Annotated in this window: 19 protein-coding genes and 1 pseudogene; 8 read left to right on the forward strand and 12 right to left on the reverse strand. The window is 73.5% G+C overall.

Going from position 1 to position 23,818, the window contains the following annotated elements; all coding sequences use genetic code 11:
• Nucleotides 1-133: 133 nt before the first annotated feature.
• From galT to cysC, 3 genes are all read right to left on the reverse strand, one after another.
• Nucleotides 134-1,210, reverse strand: a complete 1,077-nt coding sequence (galT, locus tag ACWD6N_RS21930) for a galactose-1-phosphate uridylyltransferase (protein ID WP_354964674.1) — start codon at nt 1,208-1,210, stop codon at nt 134-136.
• Nucleotides 1,207-2,031, reverse strand: a complete 825-nt coding sequence (locus tag ACWD6N_RS21935) for a DeoR/GlpR family DNA-binding transcription regulator (RefSeq protein ID WP_354964673.1) — start codon at nt 2,029-2,031, stop codon at nt 1,207-1,209. Before ACWD6N_RS21935 ends, galT begins: the two co-directional genes overlap by 4 nt.
• Before the next feature lie 108 nt (nt 2,032-2,139).
• The gene (gene cysC / locus ACWD6N_RS21940; protein WP_354964672.1) at nt 2,140-3,669 is read right to left on the reverse strand and encodes an adenylyl-sulfate kinase; all 1,530 of its coding nucleotides are present in this window, start codon (nt 3,667-3,669) and stop codon (nt 2,140-2,142) included.
• Between the two features lie 252 nt (nt 3,670-3,921).
• Here cysC and ACWD6N_RS21945 point away from each other — a divergent pair, with 252 nt between their 5' ends.
• The 5 genes from ACWD6N_RS21945 to ACWD6N_RS21965 all read left to right on the forward strand — a co-directional run bounded on the left by ACWD6N_RS21945 (nt 3,922) and on the right by ACWD6N_RS21965 (nt 8,095).
• Entirely contained in the window at nt 3,922-4,836 is a 915-nt protein-coding gene (locus ACWD6N_RS21945; RefSeq protein WP_387327743.1) for an ABC transporter ATP-binding protein, read from the forward strand.
• Nucleotides 4,829-5,734 (forward strand): ABC transporter permease, encoded by a 906-nt coding sequence (locus ACWD6N_RS21950; RefSeq protein ID WP_354964670.1) that lies wholly within the window; start codon nt 4,829-4,831, stop codon nt 5,732-5,734. The genes ACWD6N_RS21945 and ACWD6N_RS21950 overlap by 8 nt, the downstream gene beginning before the upstream one ends.
• The gene (locus ACWD6N_RS21955; protein WP_387327740.1) at nt 5,734-6,645 is read left to right on the forward strand and encodes an ABC transporter ATP-binding protein; all 912 of its coding nucleotides are present in this window, start codon (nt 5,734-5,736) and stop codon (nt 6,643-6,645) included. Before ACWD6N_RS21950 ends, ACWD6N_RS21955 begins: the two co-directional genes overlap by 1 nt.
• A gap of 1 nt (nt 6,646) precedes the next feature.
• Nucleotides 6,647-7,357 (forward strand): ABC transporter permease subunit, encoded by a 711-nt coding sequence (locus ACWD6N_RS21960; RefSeq protein WP_354964668.1) that lies wholly within the window; start codon nt 6,647-6,649, stop codon nt 7,355-7,357.
• Nucleotides 7,358-7,450: 93 nt separating this feature from the next.
• Nucleotides 7,451-8,095, forward strand: a complete 645-nt coding sequence (locus ACWD6N_RS21965; protein WP_354964667.1) for a hypothetical protein — start codon at nt 7,451-7,453, stop codon at nt 8,093-8,095.
• A 46-nt stretch (nt 8,096-8,141) separates the two neighbouring features.
• Here ACWD6N_RS21965 and valS read toward each other — a convergent pair whose 3' ends face one another.
• The 9 genes from valS to ACWD6N_RS22010 form a co-directional block, all read right to left on the reverse strand.
• The gene (gene valS, locus ACWD6N_RS21970; RefSeq protein WP_354964666.1) at nt 8,142-10,706 is read right to left on the reverse strand and encodes a valine--tRNA ligase; all 2,565 of its coding nucleotides are present in this window, start codon (nt 10,704-10,706) and stop codon (nt 8,142-8,144) included.
• A gap of 107 nt (nt 10,707-10,813) precedes the next feature.
• Nucleotides 10,814-12,373: a trypsin-like serine protease gene (locus ACWD6N_RS21975; protein WP_387327733.1), complete on the reverse strand. Its 1,560-nt coding sequence runs from the start codon at nt 12,371-12,373 to the stop codon at nt 10,814-10,816.
• A 127-nt stretch (nt 12,374-12,500) separates the two neighbouring features.
• Nucleotides 12,501-14,378 carry an ABC transporter ATP-binding protein gene (locus ACWD6N_RS21980; RefSeq protein WP_354964664.1) on the reverse strand — a complete coding sequence of 626 codons (1,878 nt, stop codon included), beginning with the start codon at nt 14,376-14,378 and terminating at the stop codon, nt 12,501-12,503.
• Nucleotides 14,375-16,231 (reverse strand): ABC transporter ATP-binding protein, encoded by a 1,857-nt coding sequence (locus ACWD6N_RS21985; protein WP_387327730.1) that lies wholly within the window; start codon nt 16,229-16,231, stop codon nt 14,375-14,377. Before ACWD6N_RS21985 ends, ACWD6N_RS21980 begins: the two co-directional genes overlap by 4 nt.
• Before the next feature lie 37 nt (nt 16,232-16,268).
• Nucleotides 16,269-16,778, reverse strand: a complete 510-nt coding sequence (locus tag ACWD6N_RS21990) for a methylated-DNA--[protein]-cysteine S-methyltransferase (RefSeq protein ID WP_354964662.1) — start codon at nt 16,776-16,778, stop codon at nt 16,269-16,271.
• Nucleotides 16,775-18,271, reverse strand: a complete 1,497-nt coding sequence (locus tag ACWD6N_RS21995) for a DNA-3-methyladenine glycosylase 2 family protein (RefSeq protein WP_387327727.1) — start codon at nt 18,269-18,271, stop codon at nt 16,775-16,777. The genes ACWD6N_RS21990 and ACWD6N_RS21995 overlap by 4 nt, the downstream gene beginning before the upstream one ends.
• Nucleotides 18,272-18,372: 101 nt before the next feature.
• Nucleotides 18,373-19,815: an FAD-binding oxidoreductase gene (locus ACWD6N_RS22000; RefSeq protein WP_354964660.1), complete on the reverse strand. Its 1,443-nt coding sequence runs from the start codon at nt 19,813-19,815 to the stop codon at nt 18,373-18,375.
• Nucleotides 19,816-20,029: 214 nt separating this feature from the next.
• Nucleotides 20,030-20,482, reverse strand: coding sequence for a hypothetical protein (locus ACWD6N_RS22005; RefSeq protein WP_354964659.1), 453 nt, complete (start codon nt 20,480-20,482; stop codon nt 20,030-20,032).
• Nucleotides 20,479-20,988 (reverse strand): SigE family RNA polymerase sigma factor, encoded by a 510-nt coding sequence (locus ACWD6N_RS22010; protein ID WP_354964876.1) that lies wholly within the window; start codon nt 20,986-20,988, stop codon nt 20,479-20,481. Before ACWD6N_RS22010 ends, ACWD6N_RS22005 begins: the two co-directional genes overlap by 4 nt.
• Nucleotides 20,989-21,125: 137 nt before the next feature.
• On the opposite strand from ACWD6N_RS22010, the pseudogene ACWD6N_RS22015 reads away from it, so the two are divergent.
• The 3 genes and pseudogenes from ACWD6N_RS22015 to ychF all read left to right on the forward strand — a co-directional run.
• Nucleotides 21,126-21,554, forward strand: a pseudogene (locus ACWD6N_RS22015) (hypothetical protein); the annotation flags it as partial.
• A gap of 328 nt (nt 21,555-21,882) precedes the next feature.
• Nucleotides 21,883-22,617 carry a Type 1 glutamine amidotransferase-like domain-containing protein gene (locus ACWD6N_RS22020; protein WP_354964658.1) on the forward strand — a complete coding sequence of 245 codons (735 nt, stop codon included), beginning with the start codon at nt 21,883-21,885 and terminating at the stop codon, nt 22,615-22,617.
• Nucleotides 22,618-22,712: 95 nt separating this feature from the next.
• Complete coding sequence (ychF, locus tag ACWD6N_RS22025; RefSeq protein WP_354964657.1) at nt 22,713-23,798, forward strand: redox-regulated ATPase YchF; 1,086 nt, start codon at nt 22,713-22,715, stop codon at nt 23,796-23,798.
• Nucleotides 23,799-23,818: the final 20 nt, after the last annotated feature.

Here is a 23,818-nt window from a genome sequence, read left to right on the forward strand (position 1 = left end):
TGTGTCGAGCACAGCCAGCCGTCCCTTCCCTGCGGGGGGCCCTGTCCCGGGCCCCCCGCGCCCTGTCTCCCGGGTGTCAGGCGTTAGGAAGGGCCCCTTCCTATGCACCCGGCGTTAATAAGGGGCCCTTCCTTCAGGCGGCGCGCAGGAGGTCGGCGGCGCGTTCGGGGGAGATGTCGTTGATGAAGACGCCCATCCCGGACTCGGAGCCCGCCAGGTACTTCAACTTGTCCTTGGCGCGTCGGATGCTGAACAGCTGAAGGTGCAGGTGGCCCAGCTCGCGGTCGATCCGCACCGGCGCCTGGTGCCACGCGGCGATGTACGGCATCGGCATGTCGAACAGCCCGTCGAAGCGGCGCAGCAGGTCCAGGTAGAGCGGCCCGAAGGCGTCCCGCTCGCTGTCGCTGAGCGCCGGGATGTCCGGCACGACGCGGCGCGGCGCCACGTGCACCTCGAACGGCCAGCGGGCCGCCGCCGGCACGAACGCCGTCCAGTGCTCGTTCTCGACGACCACCCGGTCGCCGGCAGCGCGTTCGGCGGCCAGCACGTCCGCGTAGAGGTTGCCTCCGCCGGTCCGCTCGGCGTGCCGGCGTGCCGCGGCCAGCAGCGCCCGGGTGCGCGGCGTCACGAAGGGGTACGCGTAGATCTGCCCGTGCGGGTGGTGCAGCGTGACACCGATCTCGACGCCCCGGTTCTCGAAGCAGAACACCTGCTCCACGCCGGGCAGCTCGCCGAGCACCTCGGTCCGGTCGGCGAGCGCGTCCAGAACGGTGCGGACCCGGCTCGGGGGGAGGCTCGCGAAGGAGGCGTTGTGGTCCGAGGTGAAGCAGACGACCTCGCACCGGCCGAGGCCCGGCCGGGCCGGCGTGAACGGGGTGATCTCCCCGGGCTCGTCGGTCACCCGGCCGCTCAGCGACGGGAAGCGGTTCTCGAAGACCACCACGTCGTAGTCGGGGGCCGGGATCTCGGTCAGGCGGTCGCCGACCGATGGGTCGAGCGGGCACTCGTTCGCTGGCGGGAGGAAGGTGCGGGTCTGCCGGTGCACGGCGACCGCCACCCACTCGTCGGTCAGCGGGTCGTAGCGCAGTTGGGACGCGGGGGGCGGCGGCGGAAGGTGCCGGCGGTCCGCCTGGTCGCGGACAGCGTCGTCGCGCTCGTCGAAGTAGATCAGCTCCCGGCCGTCGGCCAGGTCGATCGCGGTGCGCTTCACTGCGCCGTCCCCTCACTCGTCGGCGTGCGCGTCATGCGGCCCGCCCCCGTCGCCTTCACGATGATCAATTCGCCCACCTGTTCCTCGAGTACCTGTCGCGCGGGCGGAGGCAACCGGTCGTCGCTCACCAGGACGTGCGCCGCGGCCAGCTCGACGATCGAGGAGATGCCCACCGTGCCCCACTTGGTGTGGTCGGCGAGCACCACCAACCGGTCCGCCGCCGCGACCAGTGCCCGGTCGGTCTCCGCCTCCATCAGGTTCGGGGTGGTGAAGCCGGCCCGTTCGCTGATGCCGTGCACTCCGAGAAAGAGCAGGTCCAGGTGCAGCGTCCGGACGGCGTCGACCGCGAGCGGGCCGACCAGCGCGTCCGAGGGCGTGCGTACGCCGCCGGTGAGCACCACCGTCTGGTCCGGCCGGCCGCCGGCGTGCAGGATCTCGGCCACCGGCAGCGAGTTGGTCACGACGGTCAGGCCGGGCACGTCCACCAGCCTGCGGGCCAGCTCGGCGGTGGTGGTGCCGGCGGAGAGCGCGACCGCGGCACCCGACCGGACCAACTGGGCGGCCCGGTCCGCGATGGCGGCTTTCTCGGGCAGCTGGCGGACCGACTTGGCGTGGAAGCCCGGCTCGTCGGTCGAGCTCGGGCCGGCCGCCGTGGCGCCGCCGTGCACCTTGGCCAGCAGGCCGCGTTCGTGCAGCGCCTCCAGGTCGCGCCGGATGGTCATGTCGGAGACGCCGAACTCGGTGGCCAGCTCGGTCACCCGGACGCCGCCCGTCGACCGGACCCGCTCCAGGATGGCCGCCTGCCGCTGCTGAGCGAGCATCCGCCGTGCCTCCCGGGTCCACGTACTCTCACGCGGTCAAACGTGTTCCAACAAAGATGAACACTAGCGCGTAGCCGGTAGCGGTGGAAGGAACGGGGTACGGCCGGCTCAGGCGGACGGGGTCTTCATCTCCACCCAGCCGGTCTCGGTCAGGTGGTGCAGCACGGCCTGCACCGCCTCCGGCACGCTCAGATCGGTGGTGTCCACCACCAGGTCCGCGTCCGTCGGCTCCTCGTACGGGTCGTCGATGCCGGTCATGCCGGTGAGCAGGCCGGCCCGGGCGCGCGCGTACAGGCCCTTGCGGTCTCGCTGTTCGCACACCTCCAGCGGGGTGGCGACGTGCACCAGCACGAAACCGGCCCCCGCGGCCAGGGCCATCTCACGAGCGGTGGCGCGGGCCGCCGCGTACGGGGCGATCGGGCAGCAGATGCCCACCCCACGGTGCCGGGCCATCTCCGCGGCCACCCAGCCGATCCGTCGGACGTTGAGATCCCGGTCCGTCTTGCTGAAGCCCAGCCCGGCGGAGAGCTCCCGGCGCACCACGTCCCCGTCGAGCAGGGTCACCGTGCGGTCGCCGCTCTCGCGCAACACGTCCGCCAGGCCCCGGGCGATGGTCGACTTGCCGGAGCCGGAGAGCCCGGTCAGGAAGACCACGAGGCCCCGGTGCCGGCGCGGTGGCCGGGCCCGGGCCAGCTCCTTCGCCACCGCGGGCGGGGTGTGCCACTCCGGCAGCGGGAAGCCCCGGTCCAGCAGGTCGTCGATCTCCTCCTGCGTCAGCGCGAGACGGCGGTTGCGCGGCGGGATGTCCTCCCGCCAGCGCCACTGCCCGTCCCGGTTGTCGTACGCCAGCTCGCGCGGCACCAGCACCCGCAGCCCGGCTCCGGAGAGCATCTCCCCGGTGGAGAGCAGGTGGGTGACCCCGTACGCGGCGGAGACCCGTGCGCGCAGCAGCGCATCGGCGATCTCCTCCCGACGGTGCGACAGTGGCACCGCGACCAGGGTGGCCGGCGGCATCCGGTCCCGGGCGGCGAAGATGCTGCGCACCAGAGCCTCCGGCGGGAGCCCGGCGACGCCACCCTCACCGACCGGGATCATCACCAGCAGGTGCGCGGCCAGGGTGCGCGCGGCGTGGGCGATCTGGGCAAGCTGCGGCCGGTGCAGCGGCCGGTCGGCGATCACTCCGAGCACCCGGCCCGGCGGCAGCAGCGCGCGGACCTCCTCCGGGCTGCGGCGCAGTCGCTGGAACGGCCCGTGGCCACCGTCACCCAGCCGCCGGACTTGGCCGCCCACCCCGGCCACGCCGTCGCGTACCGGCCAGACGTCCGCCACGTCCAAGGCGGCCACCGGCGCGCCCTCGCCGTCGGTCAGCACCAGCGCCCGGCGGGCCGGATCGCGCGGATCGAAACCCTGGGCCAGCGCGGCGGGCAGTTGGAGGGCCACCGCGACCTGCCACGGCGTGCCGTCGGCCAGCCGCCCGCGTCGGCTGACCGAGACCAGATCGGCGCGGGTCATGAAGCCGGTCAGGGGGGCGTACGCGCCGGTCAGCAGCAGCTCAAGATCCGCGAGCTCGCCCGGACGCGGCGTGTACGCCGGCGCGTCCCGGAGCACCTCGTCGGGCAGCACCCAGCCGTTGCTCATCCACACCCCCCACTCGCTGACCGGCACACAGTTTCGCAGCCGACCGCCGATCGGTCGAGGCCGCCACTCCACGACCCGGCGGGCGGTCAGCGGCGGATCCGGCGACCCACCGCCGACCGCAGTCGGTTCCAGATCCACCGCTCGTCGCGGAATCGGGGCGGCGCACCCTAGGGGTCGGCCGCCGCGAGATCAGGGGAGTGCAGGGGGCGCGCCGGTGTCCGCGGGGGGCATCGACTCCCTACGCTGGGCATCGTGACACTGATCGCGACCCAGTCGCTCACCAAGACGTACGGAGGTCGGGTCACCGCGCTCGCCGACCTCACCGTCGCCGTCGAGCCGGGGATCATCGGCCTGGTGGGCGCGAACGGCGCCGGCAAATCCACCTTGATCAAGATCCTGCTCGGCCTGATCGCCCCGACCAGCGGTCAGGTCTCGGTGATCGGTTTCGACCCGACCGCTGACCCGGCGGCGGTCCGCGCCCGGGTCGGCTACATGCCCGAGCACGACTGCCTCCCGCCGGACCTGTCCGCCGCCGAGCTGGTCACCCACCTCGGCCGGATCAGCGGCCTGCCGCGCACCGCGGCCCGCGAGCGGGCCTCCGAGGCGCTGCGGCACGTCGGGCTCTACGAGGAGCGCTACCGCCCGGTCGGCGGCTACTCCACCGGCATGAAGCAGCGGGTCAAGCTGGCGCAGGCGCTGGTGCACGACCCCGACCTGCTGCTGCTCGACGAGCCGACCAACGGCCTCGACCCGGCCGGCCGGGACGCCATGCTGGCGCTGGTGCACCGCATCGGCACCGAGTTCGGCATCTCCGTGCTGGTCTGTTCGCACCTGTTGGGCGAGGTGGAACGGATCTGCGACACGCTGATCGCCATCGACGGCGGCCGGCTGCTGCGCGCCGACCACATCTCCGCCATGACCTCGGCCACCGACGTGCTCGCCGTGGAGGTCAGCGAGGGCACCGAGGAACTCGCCGCCCGGCTCGCCGCGCTCGACCTGCCGGTGGCGCGGGACGGCCGGCTGCTGCTCGTGCCACTCGCCGACGACAGCACCTACGACCTGATCCTCGGCGCGGTCGCCGAGCTGGACCTGCCGCTGCACCGACTGGACCAGCGCCGGCACCGGGTGGCCGAACTCTTCGCCACGAGGGAGCTCTCCCATGCCTGAGCTGTCAACCGCCGCGGTGCGCTCCACGCCGACGGGCGTCATCCACGACATCGGCTACCAGCGCTACGAGGGTCCGCGGCTGGGCCGCCGGCACGTCTTCGGCGCGCTCTATCTGCACGGGCTGCGCACCGCGTTCGGGTTCGGGCGCAGCGCCAAGGCCAAGATCTTCCCCTGGCTGGTGGTCGGCATCGTCACCCTGGTCGCGGTGGCCCTGGCCGCCGTACGCAGCCAGATCGGCGAACCGGTCGCCACGTACGCCCAGTTCGCCGACTCGATGAGCTGGCTGGTCCTCTTCTTCGTCGCGGTGGCCGCGCCGGAGCTGGTCTCGCGGGACCTGCGCAGCGGGGTGCTGCCGCTGTACTTCTCCCGACCGCTGCCGCGCGGTGACTACGCGGTGGCCAAGCTGCTGGCGCTGGTCACCGCACTCTGGCTGCTGCTCGGCGGGCCCCAGCTGGTGATGTTCCTGGGCGCCGCGTTCACCACCAAGGACGGCATGCGCGGGGTCTGGAACGAGCTGCTCGACCTGCTGCCCGGGCTGCTCTACGCCGGGCTGTGGGCGGTGGTCTTCGCCTCGGTCGGGTTGCTGGTCGCGTCGCTGACCGGCAAGCGCGCGTTCGCCGCCGGTGGTGTGGTCGCCGTCTTCCTGATGACCACCCCGATCGTGGGCACGCTGAGCATCCTGCCGTCGCGTACGGCCAACGAGCTGGCCGGGCTGGCCTCGCCCTCCACCCTGGTGCAGGGCGTGGGCATCTGGTCGCTGGGCGATCTGCTCGTGGAGGGCGACCAGGGCGGCCCGTCGATCGGCGGCTTCGGCCCGGTCTACGCCCTGGCCGCGCTACTGCTGGTCGCCGGCGCGACCGCCCTCCTGCTGGCCCGCTACCGGAAGGTCGCCTCCTGATGAGCACGCTGAGCCTGACCGGGGTGTCCCGGTGGTACGGCAACGTGGTCGCCGTCAACGACATCAGCATGGCGCTCGGGCCGGGAGTGACCGGGCTGCTCGGCCCGAACGGCGCCGGCAAGACCACGCTCCTGCACATGATGGCCGGGTTCCTCGCCCCGTCGCGGGGCACCGTGACCCTCGACGACGAGCCGACCTGGCGCAACCCGAGCGTCTACCGCCGGCTGGGGCTGGTCAGTGAGCGCGAGGCGGTGCAGGGCTTCCTCACCGCGTACGAGTTCGTGCTGGCCAGCGCGAAGCTGCACCGGTTGGCCGATCCGGCGGCGGCGGCCCGGCGGGCCATCGACCTGGTGGAGCTGGAGTCCGCGCAGGACCGCCGGATCGGCACGTACTCCAAGGGCATGCGGCAACGGGCGCGGGTGGCCGCCGCGTTGGTGCACGACCCGCAGGTGCTGCTGCTCGACGAGCCGTTCAACGGGTTGGACCCGCGCCAGCGACTGCACATGATGCAGTTGCTGCACACGCTTGGCGACGCCGGCCGGACCATCCTGTTCAGCTCGCACATCCTGGAGGAGGTCGAGCAGGTCTCCGGGACGGTGCAGGTGATGGTGGCCGGCCGACTGGCGGCCTCCGGCGACTTCCGGACCATCCGGCGGCTGATGACCAATCGCCCGCACGTCTTCGCGGTGCGCTCCACCGACGACCGGGCGCTGGCCGTCGCGCTGATCGCCGAGGATTCGGTGAGCGGCGTGGAGCTGGACCGCACCGGCCTGACCGTGCGCGCCGGCGACTACGGCGCCTTCACCCGGGCGCTGCCCCGGATCGCACTGACCCGGGGCATCCGGGTGCGCCAGCTGGTGCCGTCCGACGAGTCCCTGGAGAGCGTCTTCTCCTACCTGGTGGAGGCCTGACATGTCGACCATTACCTGGATCACCGCGCGCGGCCTGTTCGGCCGGCGGCGGTTCCTGCTGCTGCTCCCGCTGCCGCTGGTGCTGCTCGGGCTGGCCGTGCTCTGCCGGTCGCTGGGCGTCGACCCGGGCGAGTGGGGCCCGCCGGTGCTGGTCGGCCTCGGGTTGGCGGTGGTGCTGCCGGTGGTGGCGCTGATCATCGGCACCGGTGTGCTGGGCGCCGAGATCGACGACGGCACGGTGGTGCACATCCTGACCAAGCCGTTGCCGCGGTGGCAGATCGTGCTGCCCAAGCTCGCGGTGGCCGCCGGGGTCACCGCGGTCACCGTCGCGGTGCCGCTCTACGTGGCGGGCGTGCTGGCCGATTCGGTACGCCTCGGCCTGGCGCTGGCCGCCGCGGCGGCGCTCGGCGCGCTGGCGTACTCGGCGCTGTTCCTCGCGCTCAGCCTGGTCACTCGGCGGCCGGTGCTCCTCGGCCTGGTCTACGTGCTGATCTGGGAGGGGCTGCTGGGCAACTTCGTCAGCGGCACCAAGGTGCTCTCCATCCAGCAGTACGTGATCGCCCTCGCCGACCGGCTCGCCCCCACCGGGCTGCTGGAGACCACGGTGTCGGTGCCGGTGGCGGCGGTGATGACCGCGCTGGTCAGCATCGGCTTCACCGTGCTGGCCATCGACCGTCTGCGCTCGTTCAGCGTGGCCGGCGAGACGAGCTGAGGTCGGTGCGGCGCGGTCTTCCGGCCAGCCACCGTCCGGCGGTAGGGCTGGCCGGATGGACCGGGCGGGGCGTCGCGCGCCAGGCTGGTGGGCGTGAGCGTCGAAGCGGAGCGAGTGTCGTTGGCTGAGCCGTACTCCCGGAGCAGCCGGCCGTGGCTGACCAGCCTGGCGGTCGCCGGACTGGCCTGCGCCACCGTCGCGACGGCCGCCCAGGGCAGCGGACGGTTCCACTGGTGGGCCGGCTTCATCCTGATCCCGGGCGCGCTGATCGCGGCCAGCGGAGGGCCGCTGCTGGCCAGGGGTGGGGGCCGGGCCTTCGCCGGGTACGTCATCGCCTGCGTCGGCGCGCTGGTGTTCGCGGTGGGCGCGCTGTTGATGTTCAGCGTGATGGGCCGGGGTTGGCCGGTGCTGGTGACGTTGCCCTGCCTGGCGGTCGCCGGCACCTACCTGTGGCGGGCGGCCCACCCGCTGGCCCGTGGCCTGCACCGGGCGGTTGCCCTGCTCGCGCTCACCGGCGCGTTGCTCGGTCTGACCCTGCAACTGATCCGGGTGGATCTGATCCACCTGGAGACCGGCTGGTGGGGTGCGTTCCTGATGCTGGCCGGGGCGATCGTGCTGGGCAACGCCGTGGAACTGACCCGGCACCGGATGCCGTACCGGCTCCAGGCGATCACGTTGCTGGTCGGGCCGGCGGTGGTCTCGTTCCTGCTCGGCCTGCGCTTCCTGCGCGGCTGGTGAGCTGCTGGGAAGGTGCCCTCCCCGCGGAGGGCACCTTCCGCACCGGTCAGAAGGCGCAGGCGATGACGAGTTCCGGTGTGCGATCGGGGAGCAGATCGAGCTTGCCGATCCGGCCAGCCGCGCGCAGGTCGTCGGCGACCAGGGTGAGCTGGTCCAGCAGCGCCGCCGGGCCGAGCGCCTCGGCCAGCGGCACCTCCGCCTTCATCGACAGTTTCCGCTCCGACTTGGCCCGCCGCACCTGGCTCAGCGCGTCGCCGGCCAGCCGAAGCAGCGCCGGTTCGCCCGTTCCGTCGATCGTCCGGGCCACCTCGTGCGTGGTGGGCCAGGGCGCCCGGTGCACCGAGCCGTACCGCCACCAGGACCAGACCTCCTCGGTGACGTACGGCAGGACCGGGGCGAACAGCCGCAACTGCACCGACAGCGCCGAGGCCAGCGCGGCCCGGGCCGAGTCGGCCGCCGCTCCGGTGCCGTACGCGCGCTCCTTGACCAGCTCGATGTAGTCGTCGCAGAACCGCCAGAAGAACGCCTCGGTCACCTGCAACGCCGCGGTGTGGTCGTAGGAGTCGAAGGCGGCGCCCGCGGCGGTGACCACGGTGGCCAACTCGGCGAGCATGGCCCGGTCCAGTGGCGCGGTCGCCGGGGTGCGCAGCGCGTCCGCGGCCCCCAACCCGAGCGCGAACTTCGACGCGTTGAGCAGCTTGGTGGCCAGCCGCCGGCCGACCTTGATCTGCGCCGGGTCGAACGCCAGGTCCATGCCGGGCTTGCCGCTGGCCGCCCAGTAGCGCACCGCGTCCGAGCCGTGCTGCTCCAGCAGCGCCAGCGGGGTGACCACGTTCCCCTTGGACTTGGCCATCTTCTTGTGGTCCGGGTCGAGGATCCAGCCGGAGAGCACGGTGTCCCGCCAGGGCAGCACGCCGTGCTCGAAGTGCGAGCGGACCACACTGTCGAACAGCCAGGTCCGGATGATCTCCTGCCCCTGCGGGCGGAGGTCCATCGGGAAGATCTGGGCGAACAGCTCCGGGTCGGTCTCCCAACCGCCGACGATCTGCGGGGTCAGCGACGAGGTGGCCCAGGTGTCCAGCACGTCCGGGTCGCCGACGAAACCACCCGGCCGGCCGCGCTGCGACTCGTCGTAGCCGGGTGCCGGATCGGTGGATGGATCGACCGGCAGCGCGGACTCGTCCGGCGTGAGAGGCTGGGACCAGTCCGGCTCGCCAGCGTTGTCGAGCCGGTACCACACCGGCACCGGCACCCCGAAGAAGCGCTGCCGGCTGACCAGCCAGTCGCCGGTCAGGCCGCCCACCCAGTTGTCGTAGCGGTGCTTCATGTGCGTCGGCACCCAGTGCAGCTGTTCGCCCCGAGCCAGCAGCGTCGCCCGCAACTCGTCGTCCCGGCCGCCGTTGCGCAGGTACCACTGCCGGGTCGAGACGATCTCCAGTGGCCGGTCGCCACGCTCGTAGAACTTGACCGGGTGCGTGATCGGGCGTGGCTCGCCGAGCAGGTCGCCCGCGTCGGCGAGCATTCCGACGATCTCCCGGCGGGCGCCGTTGACGGTCTGCCCGGCCAGTGCCGCGTACGGCTGCGCCGGCACCCCGGCCGGCGGTTCGGGGAGCAGCCGGCCGTCCCGGCCGATCACCACCCGGGTGTCCAGCCGCAGCTCACGCCACCAGGTCACGTCGGTCAGGTCCCCGAACGTGCAGACCATCGCGACGCCGGTGCCCTTGGCCGGGTCGGCCAGCGGATGGGCGTACACCGGCACCTCGACGCCGAACAGCGGGCTGCGCGCCGTGCCGCCCACCAGGTCGGCGTACCGCTCGTCGTCGGGATGGCAGACGAGCGCCACGCAGGCCGGCAGCAGCTCGGGCCGGGTGGTGTCGATGAGCACCTCCCGCCCGCCGGGCGCGGTGAACCGCAGCCGGTGGTAGGCGCCGGGCCGCTCCCGGTCCTCCAGTTCGGCCTGGGCGACCGCGGTGGCGAAGCCGACATCCCACAGCGTCGGCGCCTCCGCCTGGTACGCCTCACCCCGGTGCAGGTTGCGCAGGAACGCCCGCTGGCTGGTCGCCCGAGCCACCCGGCCGATCGTGGTGTACGTCAGGGACCAGTCCACGGAGAGCCCGAGGCGCCGCCAGAGCGCCTCGAAGACCTGCTCGTCGGCGACGGTCAGCCGCTCGCACAGCTCGATGAAGTTGCGCCGCGAGATCGGGGTGGGGTCGCGGCGGGCGGCCTCGTCGACCGGGGTCGCGGGTGGCCGCCACACCGGGTCGTACGGCAGCGCCGGATCGCACCGGACCCCGTACACGTTCTGCACCCGACGCTCGGTGGGCAGGCCGTTGTCGTCCCAGCCCATCGGGTAGAAGACCGCCTTGCCACGCATCCGTTGGTAGCGCGCCGTCGTGTCGGTGTGGGTGTACGAGAAGACGTGTCCCATGTGCAGCTCGCCCGATACGGTCGGCGGCGGGGTGTCGATCGAGTACACGTCGACACGCCTCTTCGAGCGGTCGAACGCGTACGTGCCCTCCTCCTGCCAGCGGCGCGCCCAGCTCTCCTCGAGCCCGTCCAGGGTCGGACGCTCGGGGACGCCGGCGCGGGCCGTCCTCGCCGTTTCGGTCATCCTGCGATCGTAGGCAGGCTCCAACGGCCGGACCACGGGTTAACCCGCGTGCCACGATGGATTTCGTGCCTGCGCCTCCAATGACCGGAGGGAGGGGGTCGGCCCCGTCACCGGGCGACCGGGCCGGCGACCGGGCCGGAGGTGGCCAGTCGGATCCGCAGCCTCCCGTCGCTGCGGGCGTTCGCCCGCTCCAGGATCGTGGAGATCGGGGCGTAGGAGTTCCGCTCGTTCTCGTTGGTGCAGGCGCCCTCTCCCGGGTCGCCGTTCGAGAGGATGCCCAGCGCCTTGCCGTCGGCCTCGGTGAACAGCGGGCCGCCGCTGTCGCCCGGCCGGGCACAGATCCGGACGTCGATGCCACCGCTGCTCTTGCCGGTGATCTCGCCGCACCGGGTGCCGGGCACGTAACCGGCGCCGGCGCCGGAGTCGACGTACTGCTCACCGGACTTCGGGGTGTACGCCGAGCCGGTCGCGCAGACCACCCAACCGGTCTGGATGGCGCTCCACGGCACGTAGCCGGTGATCCGCACGTCCCGGCTGCCGCTGGTGGCGCACCGCGGGTTGTCCGCGACACACCAGTAGTTGACCAGGCTGGGCGTGCTCGTGGCGCCGCGCGGGTACGCCCACCGGGGGAGAGCCCCGGGCTGGTACGGCATGATCGCGTAGTCGTACGGGTAGGCGTTCTCGGCCAGGCTCGGGTTCGGCGCCTCCACGTTCACCGGCACCTTCGGGCCGAGGAACTGGTGCCAGGTCCGGTCCACCTGCTGGTGCCGTCCGCCGACGACGCAGTGCCCCGCCGTCAGCACGTACGCGTCGCGCACTCCGACGATGAGGTTGAAGCCGGTGGTGCAGCCGCCGACGGTGCCGTCGTCGCGCGGCACGTCCAGGCGGATGCCGCCGCGCATCGGCCCCTGCGGGCAGTAGCGCGGGTCGCACGCCTTCTGCACGTTGGTCGCGGGGGTCCGGGCCTGGGTCCGGGTCGGCACCCCGGCGGCGCGGCGCGCCTCGGCCAGCCGCGGTTCGTCCGCCGTGATCCGGTCGCCGGTGAGCACCACGACCTCGTTGGCCTGATGATCCACCACCACGTCCGAGGGGGACGCGTCGAGCGCGGCGGCGACACCGGCCGCGGCCTCGACGAGCTGATTCAGCGTGTGCCGCACGGCGACCACCCGGACGTGCGCCGGGTCCGGTACGTCGGCCACGGCCGCCTGGACCGCCGCGACGTCGGTCGCTCCGATGGTGAGCACGCCACCGGCCGCCTGGTCGAGCCACATGCCGCCGTACGAGTGCGGGACCTGCTCGGTCAGCCGCGCGTCCAGGGGCGCGGAAAGCTCCTGGAGGGCGAGCCGGCGTGCCGCCTCGGTCGCGGAGATCCGGTAGCGGTCCCGCAGGTACGCGACCGAGGCAGGCGCCGCCTCAGCCACCACCTTGGCCGGTCGGGAGCGTACCGGCCCGGAAACGGCCTTCGACTCCGTCGCGGTCTTCGTGTCCGGTGCGGGCGCGGCTGCACCGGACGCGGTCGCGCCGGGTGGCGCGGTCGGTCCGCTGGCTGTCGCGCTGCCCAGCCCCTCCTCGGCCGCGACCGCGGTCACCGCGCGGCGCTCGGCCGCGTCCCCACTGGTCACCGCGACAGTGGCCCCGACCAGGCCGGCGACAGCCAGTCCAGCCACGATCATGCGTCCCCGTGTGCGCACCCCCGTGCCCTCCCCGTGCGTTCGTCGGTGCCCGGCCGGAACAGAGCAGTCGTCGTTGCCGACCGCGCCGGGCGAAACCGAGATAGACGAGCCGTGATTGTAGCTACAGGAGCGACTCCCGCCACTGCCGGTGCAGGGCGGCGTACCGGCCACCGGCGTCGGCGAGCTGGCCGGGCGGGCCGTCCTCGACGATCCGTCCGCCGTCGAGGACGAGCACCCGGTCGGCGGTCTCCACGGTGGAGAGTCGATGCGCGATCACCAGGGCGGTCCGGTCCCGCAGGATGGTGCCGAGCGCCCGCTGCACCAGCCGCTCGGTCGGCACGTCCAGCGAGGACGTCGCCTCGTCCAGGATCAGGACGGTCGGATCGGCCAGGAACGCCCGGGCGAACGCGACCAGCTGCCGCTGCCCGGCGGAGAGCCGGCCGCCGCGCCGGTGCACCTGGGTGCCGTACCCCTCGGGCAGCGCGGCGATGAACTCGTGCGCGCCGATCGCCTGGGCGGCGGCCTGCACCGCGGCGTCGTCGGCGTCCGGTCGGCCGAACCGGATGTTCTCCGCCACGGTGCCGCTGAACAGGTGGTTCTCCTGGGTCACCAGCACCACCGCCCGCCGGAGGTCGGCGTCGCTCACCTCGCGCAGGTCGGTCCCGTCCAGCCGGACCGTGCCGGCGTCCGGGTCGTGGAACCGGGCCACCAGCTTGGCGATGGTCGACTTGCCCGCGCCGGTCGTCCCGATCAGCGCGACGGTCTGCCCGGCCGGCACGGTCAGCTCCAGCCCGGCGAGGATCGGGGTGTCCGCGCGGTAGCCGAAGGAGACCGCCCGAAAGGTCAGCTCGCCGCGGCCGGCGCCGTTCGGCAGCGGCACCGGTCGGGCCGGCTCGGCGACCGCCGGCCGCTCGTCCAGCACCCCGGCCAGCTTCTCCAGCGCGGCGGTGGCCGACTGGAGCGAGTTGTAGAACTGGCTGAGCTCCTGCATCGGCTCGAAGAAGCGACGCAGGTAGAGCAGGAACGCGGCGAGCACCCCGACCTCGGTCCGTCCGCCGAGCACCCGCCAGCCGCCGTAGCAGAGCACCACCGCCACGGCGACGTTACCGATCAGCTTGATCGCCGGGGAGTACGTGGCGATCAGCCGGAACGCGTGCAGGCTGCTCGACCGGTAGTCGTCACCGAGCGCCTCGAAGATCCGCTGGTTACGCGGCTCCCGGCGGAACGCCTGCACCGCCCGGATGCCCCGCATCGACTCGACGAAATGCACGATGACCAGCGCGACCGCCTCCCGGGTCCGCCGGTAGGCGCTGGCCGACGCCCGCGCGAACCAGCGCGAGAGCCAGAACAGGAAAGGGAAGGCGAGCAGCGTCACCGCGGCCAGCGGCAGGTCCAGCCAGAGCAGGATGGCGGCCACCGACAGGATGGACAGCCCGGCGAGCACCAGGCTGTCGATCCCGCCGTCGACCAGCTCGGCGATCGAGTCGAGGTCACTGGTGAGTCGGGAGACCATCCGGCCGGAGGTGTACCGCTCGTGGAAGCCCACCGACAGCCGCAGGAAGTGCCCGAACACCCGCTGCCGCAGGTCCAGCAGGACGGCCTGGCCGATCCGGGCGGACAGCGTGAGGAAGCCGCGCCGGGCCGCGTACTCGGTCACCGCGGCGGCGGCGAACGCCCCGGCGACGGCGGCCAGCGGGCCGGGGTCGCCGGCCCGCAGCGGTGCGATGGCCCGGTCGATGCCGATCATGACCAGGTACGGGCCGGCCATCGCGGCGGCGTTCTGGGCCAGCAGCAGGCCGACCGCGGCGGCGAGTCGCCCCCGGTGCGGGCGGAGCAGGTCGGCCAGCAGTGCCCGGCTGTGCCGGCGCAGCCGGGCCACCGCCTCGGGGGTGCTCTCCTCGGCCCGGCTGCGGTCGGCCTCCGGGTCGGTGGCCGTCCCGCGCCAGCGGGCCAACTCCGGCTTTTCCCCGGGTGGATCGGCCTGCTCCGGCACGCTCACGAACGCACCAGCCCCCGCCCGTCCGCGGTGGGCGCCGCGGGCGCGGCGGCTCCGGCTGGCGGCGGCTGCCCGGCCGGCGGCTCGGCAGCCAGCAGGGCACGGTACGCCGGTACGGTGGCCAGCAACTCGGAGTGCCGGCCGATCGCGGTGATCCGCCCGCCGTCGAGCAGGGCTACCCGGTCGGCCAGTGCGATCGTCGACGGCCGGTGCACCACCAGCAGCGCGGTGCTGTTCCGCAGCACCCGCCGCAGCGCCGCCTCGACCAGCCCCTCGGTGTGCACGTCGAGGGCGGACAGCGGGTCGTCCAGCACCAGCAGCGCCGGGCGACCGAGCACCGCCCGTGCCAGCGCCAGCCGCTGGCGCTGGCCCCCGGAGAGGGACAACCCCTGCTCACCCACCCGGGTGGCCAACCCCCACGGCAGGTCGTACGCGAAGTCGGCCTGGGCCAGCGCCAGAGCGGCCCGGACCTCGTCGTCGCCGGCGTCCGGGCGCCCCAGGGTGAGGTTCTCCCGCACCGACATGGAGAAGAGCGTCGGCTCCTCGAACGCCACGCCGACCAGTCGGCGCAGCGAGTCGAGCCGCAGCTCACGTAGGTCGTGACCGTCCAGCGTGATCCGACCGCCGGTCACCTCGTGCAGCCGGGGCACCAGGGAGAGCAGCGTGCTCTTGCCGCTGCCGGTGGCGCCGACCAGCGCCAGCGTCTCGCCCGGCTCGATGCTGAGGTCGATCTCGCGCAGCACCGGCGTGGTCGAGCCCGGGTAGCGGAACGCGACCCGTTCGAAGCGGAGTCGGCCGTGGACCGCGTCGCGGGGCAGGGCGAGCGCTCCGGGGGCGTCCATGATCTGCGGCGGGGTGTCCAGCACCTCCTGGATCCGGTCGGCGGCGGTGGCGGCCTCCTGGCCGTTGGCGATGATCCAACCCAGTGACTGCACCGGCCAGATGAGCATCAGTTGGAGGCTGACGAACGCGACCAGCTCGCCGATGGTGAGCGCGCCCCGCGCGGCGGCGGCCGCCCCGGCCACCAGCACCACGCCGAGGGTCAGGTTGGGCACCAGGTCGAGCAGCGCCGCGGTGTTGGCCAGCAACCGGCCCTTGGCCACGCCGGTGTCGTGCAGCGTCCGGGCGCCGCCGGCGAAGCGGGCGGCCAGCTCGACCCCCCGGCCGTACGCCTTCATGGTGCGCAGGCCCTGCGCGGTCTCCTCGACCAGGGTCGCCACGTCGCCCTGCTGGTCCTGCATCCGGCGGGACGCGGCGTGGTATTGCCGGCCGAACCGGCGGCTGATCAGCAGCAGTGGCACCGCGCTGGCCGCGACCAGCAGCCCGAGCGCCGGGTGCAGGTGGATCAGCAGCAGCACCACCACCAGGTAGGTGGTCAGGTTGAGCACCAGGAAGAACACGCCGAAGGAGAGGAATCGCCGGATCACCGAGAGGTCGCTGGTGATCCGGGAGAGCAACTGGCCGGACTGCCAGCGATCGTGGAAGCTGGCCGGCAACCGTTGCAGATGTGCGTAGACGTCGGCGCGCAGCGCCGCCTCCATGCCCACCGCCGAGGAGGACTGCACCCAGCGGCGGATGAAGATGAGCACCGCCTCGACGACGCCGAGCAGCAGCGCCAGGCCACCGAGCTGGAGCAGGCCGGCGGGATCGTGCCGGGCCACCGGCCCGTCCACCACCCGCTGCACCACCAGCGGTACGGCGATTCCGGCCGCGGTGCCGGCGAGCCCGGCGACCAACAGCCAGGCGAACTCGGTGGTGTACGGGCGCAGGTAGCGGCGCAGCCGCCAGAGGTTGTGCACGGGGTGGGGGCCCGCGGCGACCCGGGCGGCCGGGTCGCCGTCGCTCTCCACAGGCACTACCCGACGGTAGCGTCAATGGGTGTCGATGCTTGTGTCAGGTTGTTGTCAACCGCCGCTCATGACCGAGAAGCCACTTCTTCACGTCCAGCCCCCAGCGGTAGCCGCCGAGCGTGCCGTCGGTACGCAGCACCCGGTGGCAGGGCACGAACAGCGCCACGGCGTTACGGGCGCAGGCGGCCGCGGCGGCCCGCACCGCCGGCGGCCGGCCGGCCAGCGCGGCGTACCCGGTGTAGGTGACCGGGGTGCCCGGCGGGACCTCGCGCAGCACCTGCCAGGCGTGGGCCATGAACTCGCCACCGGTGCTCTGCCGCACCGGCACCGCGTCGATGGCGGTGAGGTCACCGTCCAGGTAGGACCGGACGGCCACGCTGACCGGGCCGAGGTCGGCCCGCGCTCGTAGTGGCGCCCGCAGGGTGGGGTGGACCAGGGGCAGCAGCGCCGCCGGATCGGGGGTGAAGCCGGCCGCCCGGACCTCACCGTCCGGACCGGCGATGATGCTCAGCGGGCCGGTCGGTGTGCTCAGTACGGTGCTGTCGATGCTCATGCCGCTCTCCAGAGTCTGATCGTGGCGTAGGACCGCCAGGGGCGCCAACGTTCGGCGTACGCGTCGAGGGTCTTCGAGGTGTCGGGCAGGCCGAGCGCGGTCGCGCCGCGCCGGACCGCCAGGTCGGTGGGGAGCAGGACGTCCGGGTCGCCGAAGGCGCGCATGGCCAGGTAGCCGGCGGTCCACGGGCCGATGCCGGGCAGCGCGAGCAGCCGCCGGGCGGTCTCCTCCCGGTCGCCGCCCGACGCGAGGTCCAGCTCCCCGTCGGTCACGGCCCGCGCCAGGGTGCGTACCGTCTCCCGCCGCCCGGCCGGCATCCCGAACCCCGCATCCGGCACCCCCAGCAGCTCCTCCGCGGTGGGAAAGCCGCGGAGACTCCCCGGAGGCTCACCGCGTTGGTCATGAGGCGGGCCGGGGGTTCGATCTCCGTCCGGCCCGCCGACCTCATGGTCGGTGCGGTCGCGGGCGGCCAGCAGGCGGGTGAGGGTGGTGCGGGCGGAGGTGACCGAGACCTGCTGGCCGATGATGGCGCGGACCGCCAGCTCGAAGCCGTCCACCGCACGGGGGACCCGGATGCCGGGTTCGGCGGCGACCGCCGGGGCCAGAGCCGGGTCGGCGGCGAGCGTGGCGTCGATGGCGACCGGGTCCGCGTCCAGGTCGAGCAGCCGGCGGCAACGGGCCACCGCCGGTGCCAGGTCGCGCAGGTCGGCCAGGCGCAGCGTCGCCGCCACGTGCCCGTCCGCCGGGGTCAGCGCCACCTGGCCGGCACCGTGCGGCAACCGCAACCCCCGGTGGTACGTCCCGTCGCGGACCTCCTCCACCCCGGGCAGCGCCCGCACCGAGAGGAAGTCCAGCAGCGCCCGGGCGTGCAGCGGCGGACGGTACGCCAGTCGGAGCGTGATCGTCCCCGCGCCGGCCGGCGCCTGGTGCCGGCCACGGGCCGCCCGCAGCTCGGACGGGGCGGTCGCGTACACCTCGCGGACCGTGTCGTTGAACTGCCGCACACTGCCGAAGCCCGCGGCGAACGCGATCTCGGCCATCCCGAGGCCGGTCGTCTCGATCAGGATCCGGGCGGTCTGCGCCCGCTGGGCCCGGGCCAGCGCGAGCGGCCCGGCGCCCATCTCGGCGCGCAGCATCCGGTGCAGGTGCCGCTCGGTGTAGCCGAGCCGGGCGGCCAGCCCGGGGACGCCATCCCGGTCGACCACCCCGTCGGCGATCAGTCGCATCGCCCGGCCGACCACGTCGGCGCGGACGTCCCACTGGGGCGAGCCGGGTGCGGCGTCCGGGCGGCAGCGGCGGCAGGCGCGCAGCCCGGCGCCCTGCGCCGCAGCCGCGGACGGGAAGAACCTGACGTTCCGCCGCTTGGGGGTGGTCGCGGGGCAGGACGGCCGGCAGTAGATCCCGGTCGACGTCACGCCGGTGTAGAACCAGCCGTCGAACCGCTGGTCACGGCTGTCCACTGCCCGGTAGCACCGCTCGAAGTCCATCTCCACGTCACCGATGATGCCCCGATCCCCGGGCGATCGGCTGGCGGGAATCGGACGTGGCCATGCGGGCCCCGAACACCGGCATCAACCGATGGTCCGCCCAGCGTTCAGCGGCGGCGCCGATGCGGCTGGCCGGACCGGCCGGACCGGCCGGACCGTCCGGCCCCTTCGGCCGGGTCGGGCCGGGCCACCCGCTCGACTGGGGCGGGCCTGGCGCTCAGCAGGGCCGGCCGGAACACGCCGTCCGGGTCGTACCGCCGCCACAGCCGGCGTACCCGGGCACCGGTCGCACCCGGGTAGATCCGGGCGAACGCCGCCGGGTCCGGCCGGCTCTCGAAGTTGAGGTAGGCGCCGTCGGCCCGGCCGGCGGCACCCCGCCAGGCGGCGTCCAACGCCGCGCCACCCTGCGGAGGGAACACCGAGGCGATTACCAGGGTGCTCTGGTGCCGATGCGGGTAGGCGGTCGCTTCCGGGGCGACGTCGTTGACCGCTCCGCCCACCGAGCGGAGCTGGATCACCGCCCGCCCGGTGACCGCCCGCATCACCGCCCGCGCACCGGCCTCGCCCAGCTCGGTGAACAGACCGTTGGTGGTCGTGCCCCGCTGTTGCCCGACGTTCGGGTGCAGGTGCGCGGTCGGCACCAGGGTCGGGTAGGGCAGCAGGTCGGTCCGGTGTTCGAGCACCTTCCCGATGGCCAGCAGCGGCTCCACCAGGGGCCGGGCCCGGCGCAGGCTCTCGGCGGCCACCACGGCGGTGACGGACATGAGGGCCGACCGCCCCTCCGCGAACAGCACGGCGGCCGCGGACAGCTCCCGGGGGGCCTGCGCCAGATAGCCCGCCCACTCCCGGACGGTGCGGCCGTCCGGGTGGGCCTCGATGACGAGCTGCGCCACCCCGACGTTGCGTTGCTCGGTGGCCTCGATCTCGAACGCCACCACGATCCCCGCCCCCGCACCGGCGCCCCGCACCAGCCAGAACAGCTCCGGCTCGTGCTCCGCGTCCGCGCGCACCAGCGTCCCGTCCGCGAGCACCACCTCCACGGCACGGACGCGGTCGATGGTGAGGCCGTAGGAGCGGACCAGCCAGCCGACGCCACCGCCGGTGGCCAGGCCGCCGACGCCGACGTTGCCGTGGTCACCCGAGCTGATCACCAGACCGTACGGGGCCAGCGCCGCCGCGACGTTCGCCCACCGGGCGCCGGCCTCGACCCGGACCAACCCGGACCGTTCGTCGAGAACCCGCACCCGGTTGAGCATGGACAGGTCGATGACCAGGCCACCGTTGTTGGAGGAGGCGCCGGAGAGGCCGTGTCCGCCGCTGCGGACGGCGATCGGCAACCGCTGCTCCCGCGCGTACCGGATCGCGGCGACCACCTGCGTGGCGTTCTTCGGCAGCAGGACGCCCGCCGGCGAAGCCGTCGTGGTGTACGTCGAGCGCAGCTGCGCGTACCTGCGGTCGCCTGGTGTGACGATCTGCCCGGTGAGCGAGTCGGGCACCCGGGCCAGGGCGCGGCGCAGACCGGAGGCGGGCCGGTGTCCTGAATCGGTCATGGCCCAAGAGTGGGCGGTCGCACCTGCCCCGACAAACTCGCGTTGGCCATTGAGCCTGTTCGCCGGGATGCGGGAGCGCGCCGGTTCGGGAAACAACCGCGCGAGGGTGACCGGGATCTCGGTCTGACCGCTCGCACGGCGGCTCACGGAGCTGGTGGGCGATGGCGGCCGGCCGGTCAGATCGGGCGGCAATGTCCGACCTGACCGGATCTGATCAGCTCGGCCGGCCCGGTACCCCGGGCGGACCGGGCGGACTCGGCTCGACGGTCGGACGCGCCGGCGTCGGCGTCGGCAACCCGGGTACCCCGGGCGGGCCGGGCGGACTCGGCTCGACGGTCGGACGCGCCGGCGTCGGCTCGCCGGGTACGCCGGGCGGGCTGGGTACGGCGTCCGGCGCGGACGGGGTGGGCGCGGGCAGGCTGGGCACGACCGAAGGGCTCGGGCTGGGCGCGGCCGGCCGGGGTTGGTCCGACCCGGTCCCGGCGAGGGCGAACGGGGCGGCGATCAGGACGGCCACGAGGGTGCCCACCGCCCCCATGGTCACGGTGGCACGGCGCCGGTTGCGCACCCGCCGTTCCGCTCGGCTCAACTGGTCATGCACGATCGGTGCCTCCTCGGCCAGGTCGGTGAGGGTGGAGCGGATGAGGCGCTCGAAGGGATCGGTCATCGCCGTACCTCCAGCATTGCGACCTCCGGCAGCAGCTCCCGCAGTCGGCTGACGGCCCGGTGGGTGCGGCTGCGCACCGTGCCCACCGAGCAGCCGAGCAGCTCGGCCACCCGCGCTTCGGGCAGGTCCTCGTAGTAGCGCAGGACCACCACCGCCCGCTGCGCCGGTGGCAGGTGGCGCAGTGCGGCACGCATCGCCAGCCGCACGTCCGACCCGCCGCTCGGGTCGGCGCCCACCGGTTCGTCCGCCGGGTTGAGCGGCGTCTCCCGCCACCGCCGCAGTCGCCGCCACCAGCTGATCTGCTCGCGGTACATCACCACGCGCAGGTACCCCTCGGGGTCGGCGTGCCGGATGGTTCCCCACTTCGGGATGGTCCGTGCCAGCGCCGACTGGAACAGATCCTCGGCGGCGTTGCGATCCCCGGTCAGCAGGTACGCGACCCGCAGCAACGCCGGTGTCCGGCTGGCGACGAACTCGGCCAACCGGGCGCGCTCGTCCTCGTCCACCCACCACCCCGTTTCGTTGTCACCCATACAGACGCCCCAGGTCATCCTCGCTATCCACGTTCGGTGCGGCTTTTCCGCCCGGAAGTGTCGGTCGTGGCGGGTAACGTCCGGCCACCAACTCAAGAAGGGGTGCGGTGATGGCGAGCGTGGCGGGTCGGGCGGCGGCATCGACACGGGACGCGTTCCCGCCGCTGCCCCGCGCGGTGGTGCAGTCCTTCTACCGCCGGATGCGGGCCGTGGCGCCGGCCGCCGTCGGCGCGATCGAGCGGGACCGGGCGGCCGACGTCGAGCGGGCCTTCGCCGACACCGCCTGCGGCAGGCTGGCCCGCTCACTCGACGATGCGGGCCTGCGTGCGCTCGGAATGTGGACGCACCACTGGTGCATGCGCTTCTACGACGACGACACCCGGGTTGGCCGGCGGCTGGTCCAGGAGATCGCGGTCCGGCCGGGGCTGGGCTGGACGGCCGACGAGGTGCGCTGGATGCTGCGCGAGTCGGTCTCGGCCGGCCCGGCCGCCGCCGAACGGTTCACCCTGCCTCGGGCCGCCGCCGCGCAACTGCCCCCGGAGGAACGGCCGTTCGGGGAGCTGCCCCCGGGTCACTGGCCGGAGAGCGAGCCGGCCGAGGGCCAGCGCACCGCCAAACCGGTTGAGGGGCATCCCGCCGGGTCGGAGCCGAACCGGCAGGCCGAGTCCGACCCGTCGGCTGAGCCCGCGCCGGGCCGTGTGGCCGGCAGCGAGCCGATCGGGAGGACCGCCGGGGCGATGGCCCTGGTGCCGCGTCAGCGACGCGCTGGCTGAGCTGGCATCGGTTCGCGCCGCCGTGGCCGGGGTGATTGGCCCGCGGTCGGCTGCGGCAGGATGAAGGCCGTCCCGCACCGACGGAAGGACCCGCATGCCCGCCAGCGAACCGACCATCCTCGCCACCAGCATGGGTTTCTTCCGGGGCGACCGGGGCCCCACCGACCTGCGCCCCGGTCCGGTGTTCGAGCTGGCGGCCGAGCTGGCCGAGGCCGGCCCGCAGCCGCGCATCTGCTACCTGGGGCAGGCCGTCGGGGACCAGCCCACCTCGCTGACGGCCATCTACGGCGCCTTCGCCGACACCCGTTTCCGGCTGTCGCACCTCGCCCTGTTCCCGATGCCGAACGTCGAGGACGTCCGCGCCCACCTGCTCGCCCAGGACGTGATCTGGGTCGGCGGCGGCAGCGTGGCCAACCTTGTCGCGCTGTGGCGCGTGCACGGGCTCGACGAGATCCTGCACGAGTGCTGGCAGGCCGGCGTGGTGCTGGGCGGCGTCTCCGCCGGCTCGATCTGCTGGAATGTAGGTGGCGCCACCGACAGCTTCGGCCCCCGGCTGCGCGGCTTCACCGACGGCCTGGGCTGGCTGCCGTACGGCAACGGGGTGCACTACGACAGCGAGGGTCAGCGGCGACCGCTGATGCACGAGCTGGTCGGCGACGAGACGTTGCCGACCAGCCACTGCACCGACGACGGGGTCGGGCTCGTCTACCGGGGCACCCGACTGGCCGAGGCGGTCGCCGACCGCGAGGGCGTTTCGGCGTACGAGGTCAGCCGCGGCGCGGACGGCAGCGTCCGGGAGGCGGTCATCGCCCCACGCCTGCTCGGCTGACGGCCGCCCTTCACCCCCGCCGGCACGGGCCGGCTGGAGTCGAAAACCGAGCCGCGTGGGCCGGCCCGTCCAGCACCGGCGTAAGCTGGCCCGTCGTGAGTCTCACCATCGGCATCGTCGGCCTGCCCAACGTCGGCAAGAGCACGCTTTTCAACGCGTTGACCAAGAACGACGTGCTGGCGGCGAACTACCCGTTCGCCACCATCGAGCCCAACGTCGGCGTGGTCGGGCTGCCCGACGAGCGGCTGGGCAAGCTGGCCGAGATCTTCTCCTCGCAGAAGGTGCTGCCGGCGCCGGTGTCGTTCGTCGACATCGCCGGCCTCGTCCGCGGCGCGTCGAAGGGGCAGGGCCGGGGCAACGCCTTCCTGGCCAACATCCGGGACGCCTCGGCGATCTGCCAGGTGGTGCGGGCCTTCTCCGACCCGAACGTGGTGCACGTCGACGGCAAGATCTCCCCGGCCGACGACATCGAGACGATCAACACCGAGCTGATCCTCGCCGACCTGCAGACCCTGGACAAGGCGCTGCCCCGGTTGGAGAAGGAGGCCAAGCTCCGCAAGGACCGCCTGGCAGCGGTCGCCGCCGCGAAGGCAGCCATCGAGGTGCTCGACGGCGGCACCACCCTGTACTCCGGGGCCGCCGCCGCCAAGATCGAGCTGGAGCACCTGCGCGAGCTGCACCTGCTCACCACCAAGCCCTTCCTGTACGTCTTCAACGTCGACGAGGCCGAACTGGCCAACGCCGCGTTCCTCGACGAACTGCGCGCGCTGGTCGCTCCCGCCGAGGCCGTCTTCATGGACGCCAAGATCGAATCCGAGCTGGTGGACCTGCCCGAGGACGAGGCCCGCGAGCTGCTGGAGTCGATCGGGCAGAACGAGCCCGGCCTCAACCAGCTCGTCCGGGTCGGCTTCCGCACCCTCGGGCTCCAGACGTACCTGACCGCCGGCCCGAAGGAGGCGCGGGCCTGGACCGTTCCGGTCGGCGCCACCGCGCCGGAGGCCGCGGGCGTCATCCACTCCGACTTCCAGCGCGGCTTCATCAAGGCCGAGGTGGTCTCCTACGGCGATCTGGTCGCGGCCGGTTCGATGGCGGCGGCCAAGGCGGCGGGCAAGGTCCGCATCGAGGGCAAGGAGTACGTCATGCAGGACGGCGACGTGGTGGAGTTCCGCTTCAACGTCTGAAACCGGCCTGTTTTCGCAGG

The sequence above is a fragment of the Micromonospora sp. NPDC005163 genome (assembly GCF_053599835.1).

Excerpts from the sequence above, each read along its gene's own strand:
- ACWD6N_RS21935 (WP_354964673.1), bottom strand. The coding sequence starts at position 2,031 with ATGCTCGCTCAGCAGCGGCAGGCGGCCATCCTGGAGCGGGTCCGGTCG.
- cysC (WP_354964672.1), bottom strand. The coding sequence starts at position 3,669 with ATGAGCAACGGCTGGGTGCTGCCCGACGAGGTGCTCCGGGACGCGCCG.
- ACWD6N_RS21950 (WP_354964670.1), top strand. The coding sequence starts at position 4,829 with ATGCCTGAGCTGTCAACCGCCGCGGTGCGCTCCACGCCGACGGGCGTC.
- ACWD6N_RS21955 (WP_387327740.1), top strand. The coding sequence starts at position 5,734 with ATGAGCACGCTGAGCCTGACCGGGGTGTCCCGGTGGTACGGCAACGTG.
- ACWD6N_RS21960 (WP_354964668.1), top strand. The coding sequence starts at position 6,647 with ATGTCGACCATTACCTGGATCACCGCGCGCGGCCTGTTCGGCCGGCGG.
- valS (WP_354964666.1), bottom strand. The coding sequence starts at position 10,706 with ATGACCGAAACGGCGAGGACGGCCCGCGCCGGCGTCCCCGAGCGTCCG.
- ACWD6N_RS21990 (WP_354964662.1), bottom strand. The coding sequence starts at position 16,778 with ATGAGCATCGACAGCACCGTACTGAGCACACCGACCGGCCCGCTGAGC.
- ACWD6N_RS22000 (WP_354964660.1), bottom strand. The coding sequence starts at position 19,815 with ATGACCGATTCAGGACACCGGCCCGCCTCCGGTCTGCGCCGCGCCCTG.
- ACWD6N_RS22005 (WP_354964659.1), bottom strand. The coding sequence starts at position 20,482 with ATGACCGATCCCTTCGAGCGCCTCATCCGCTCCACCCTCACCGACCTG.
- ACWD6N_RS22020 (WP_354964658.1), top strand. The coding sequence starts at position 21,883 with ATGCCCGCCAGCGAACCGACCATCCTCGCCACCAGCATGGGTTTCTTC.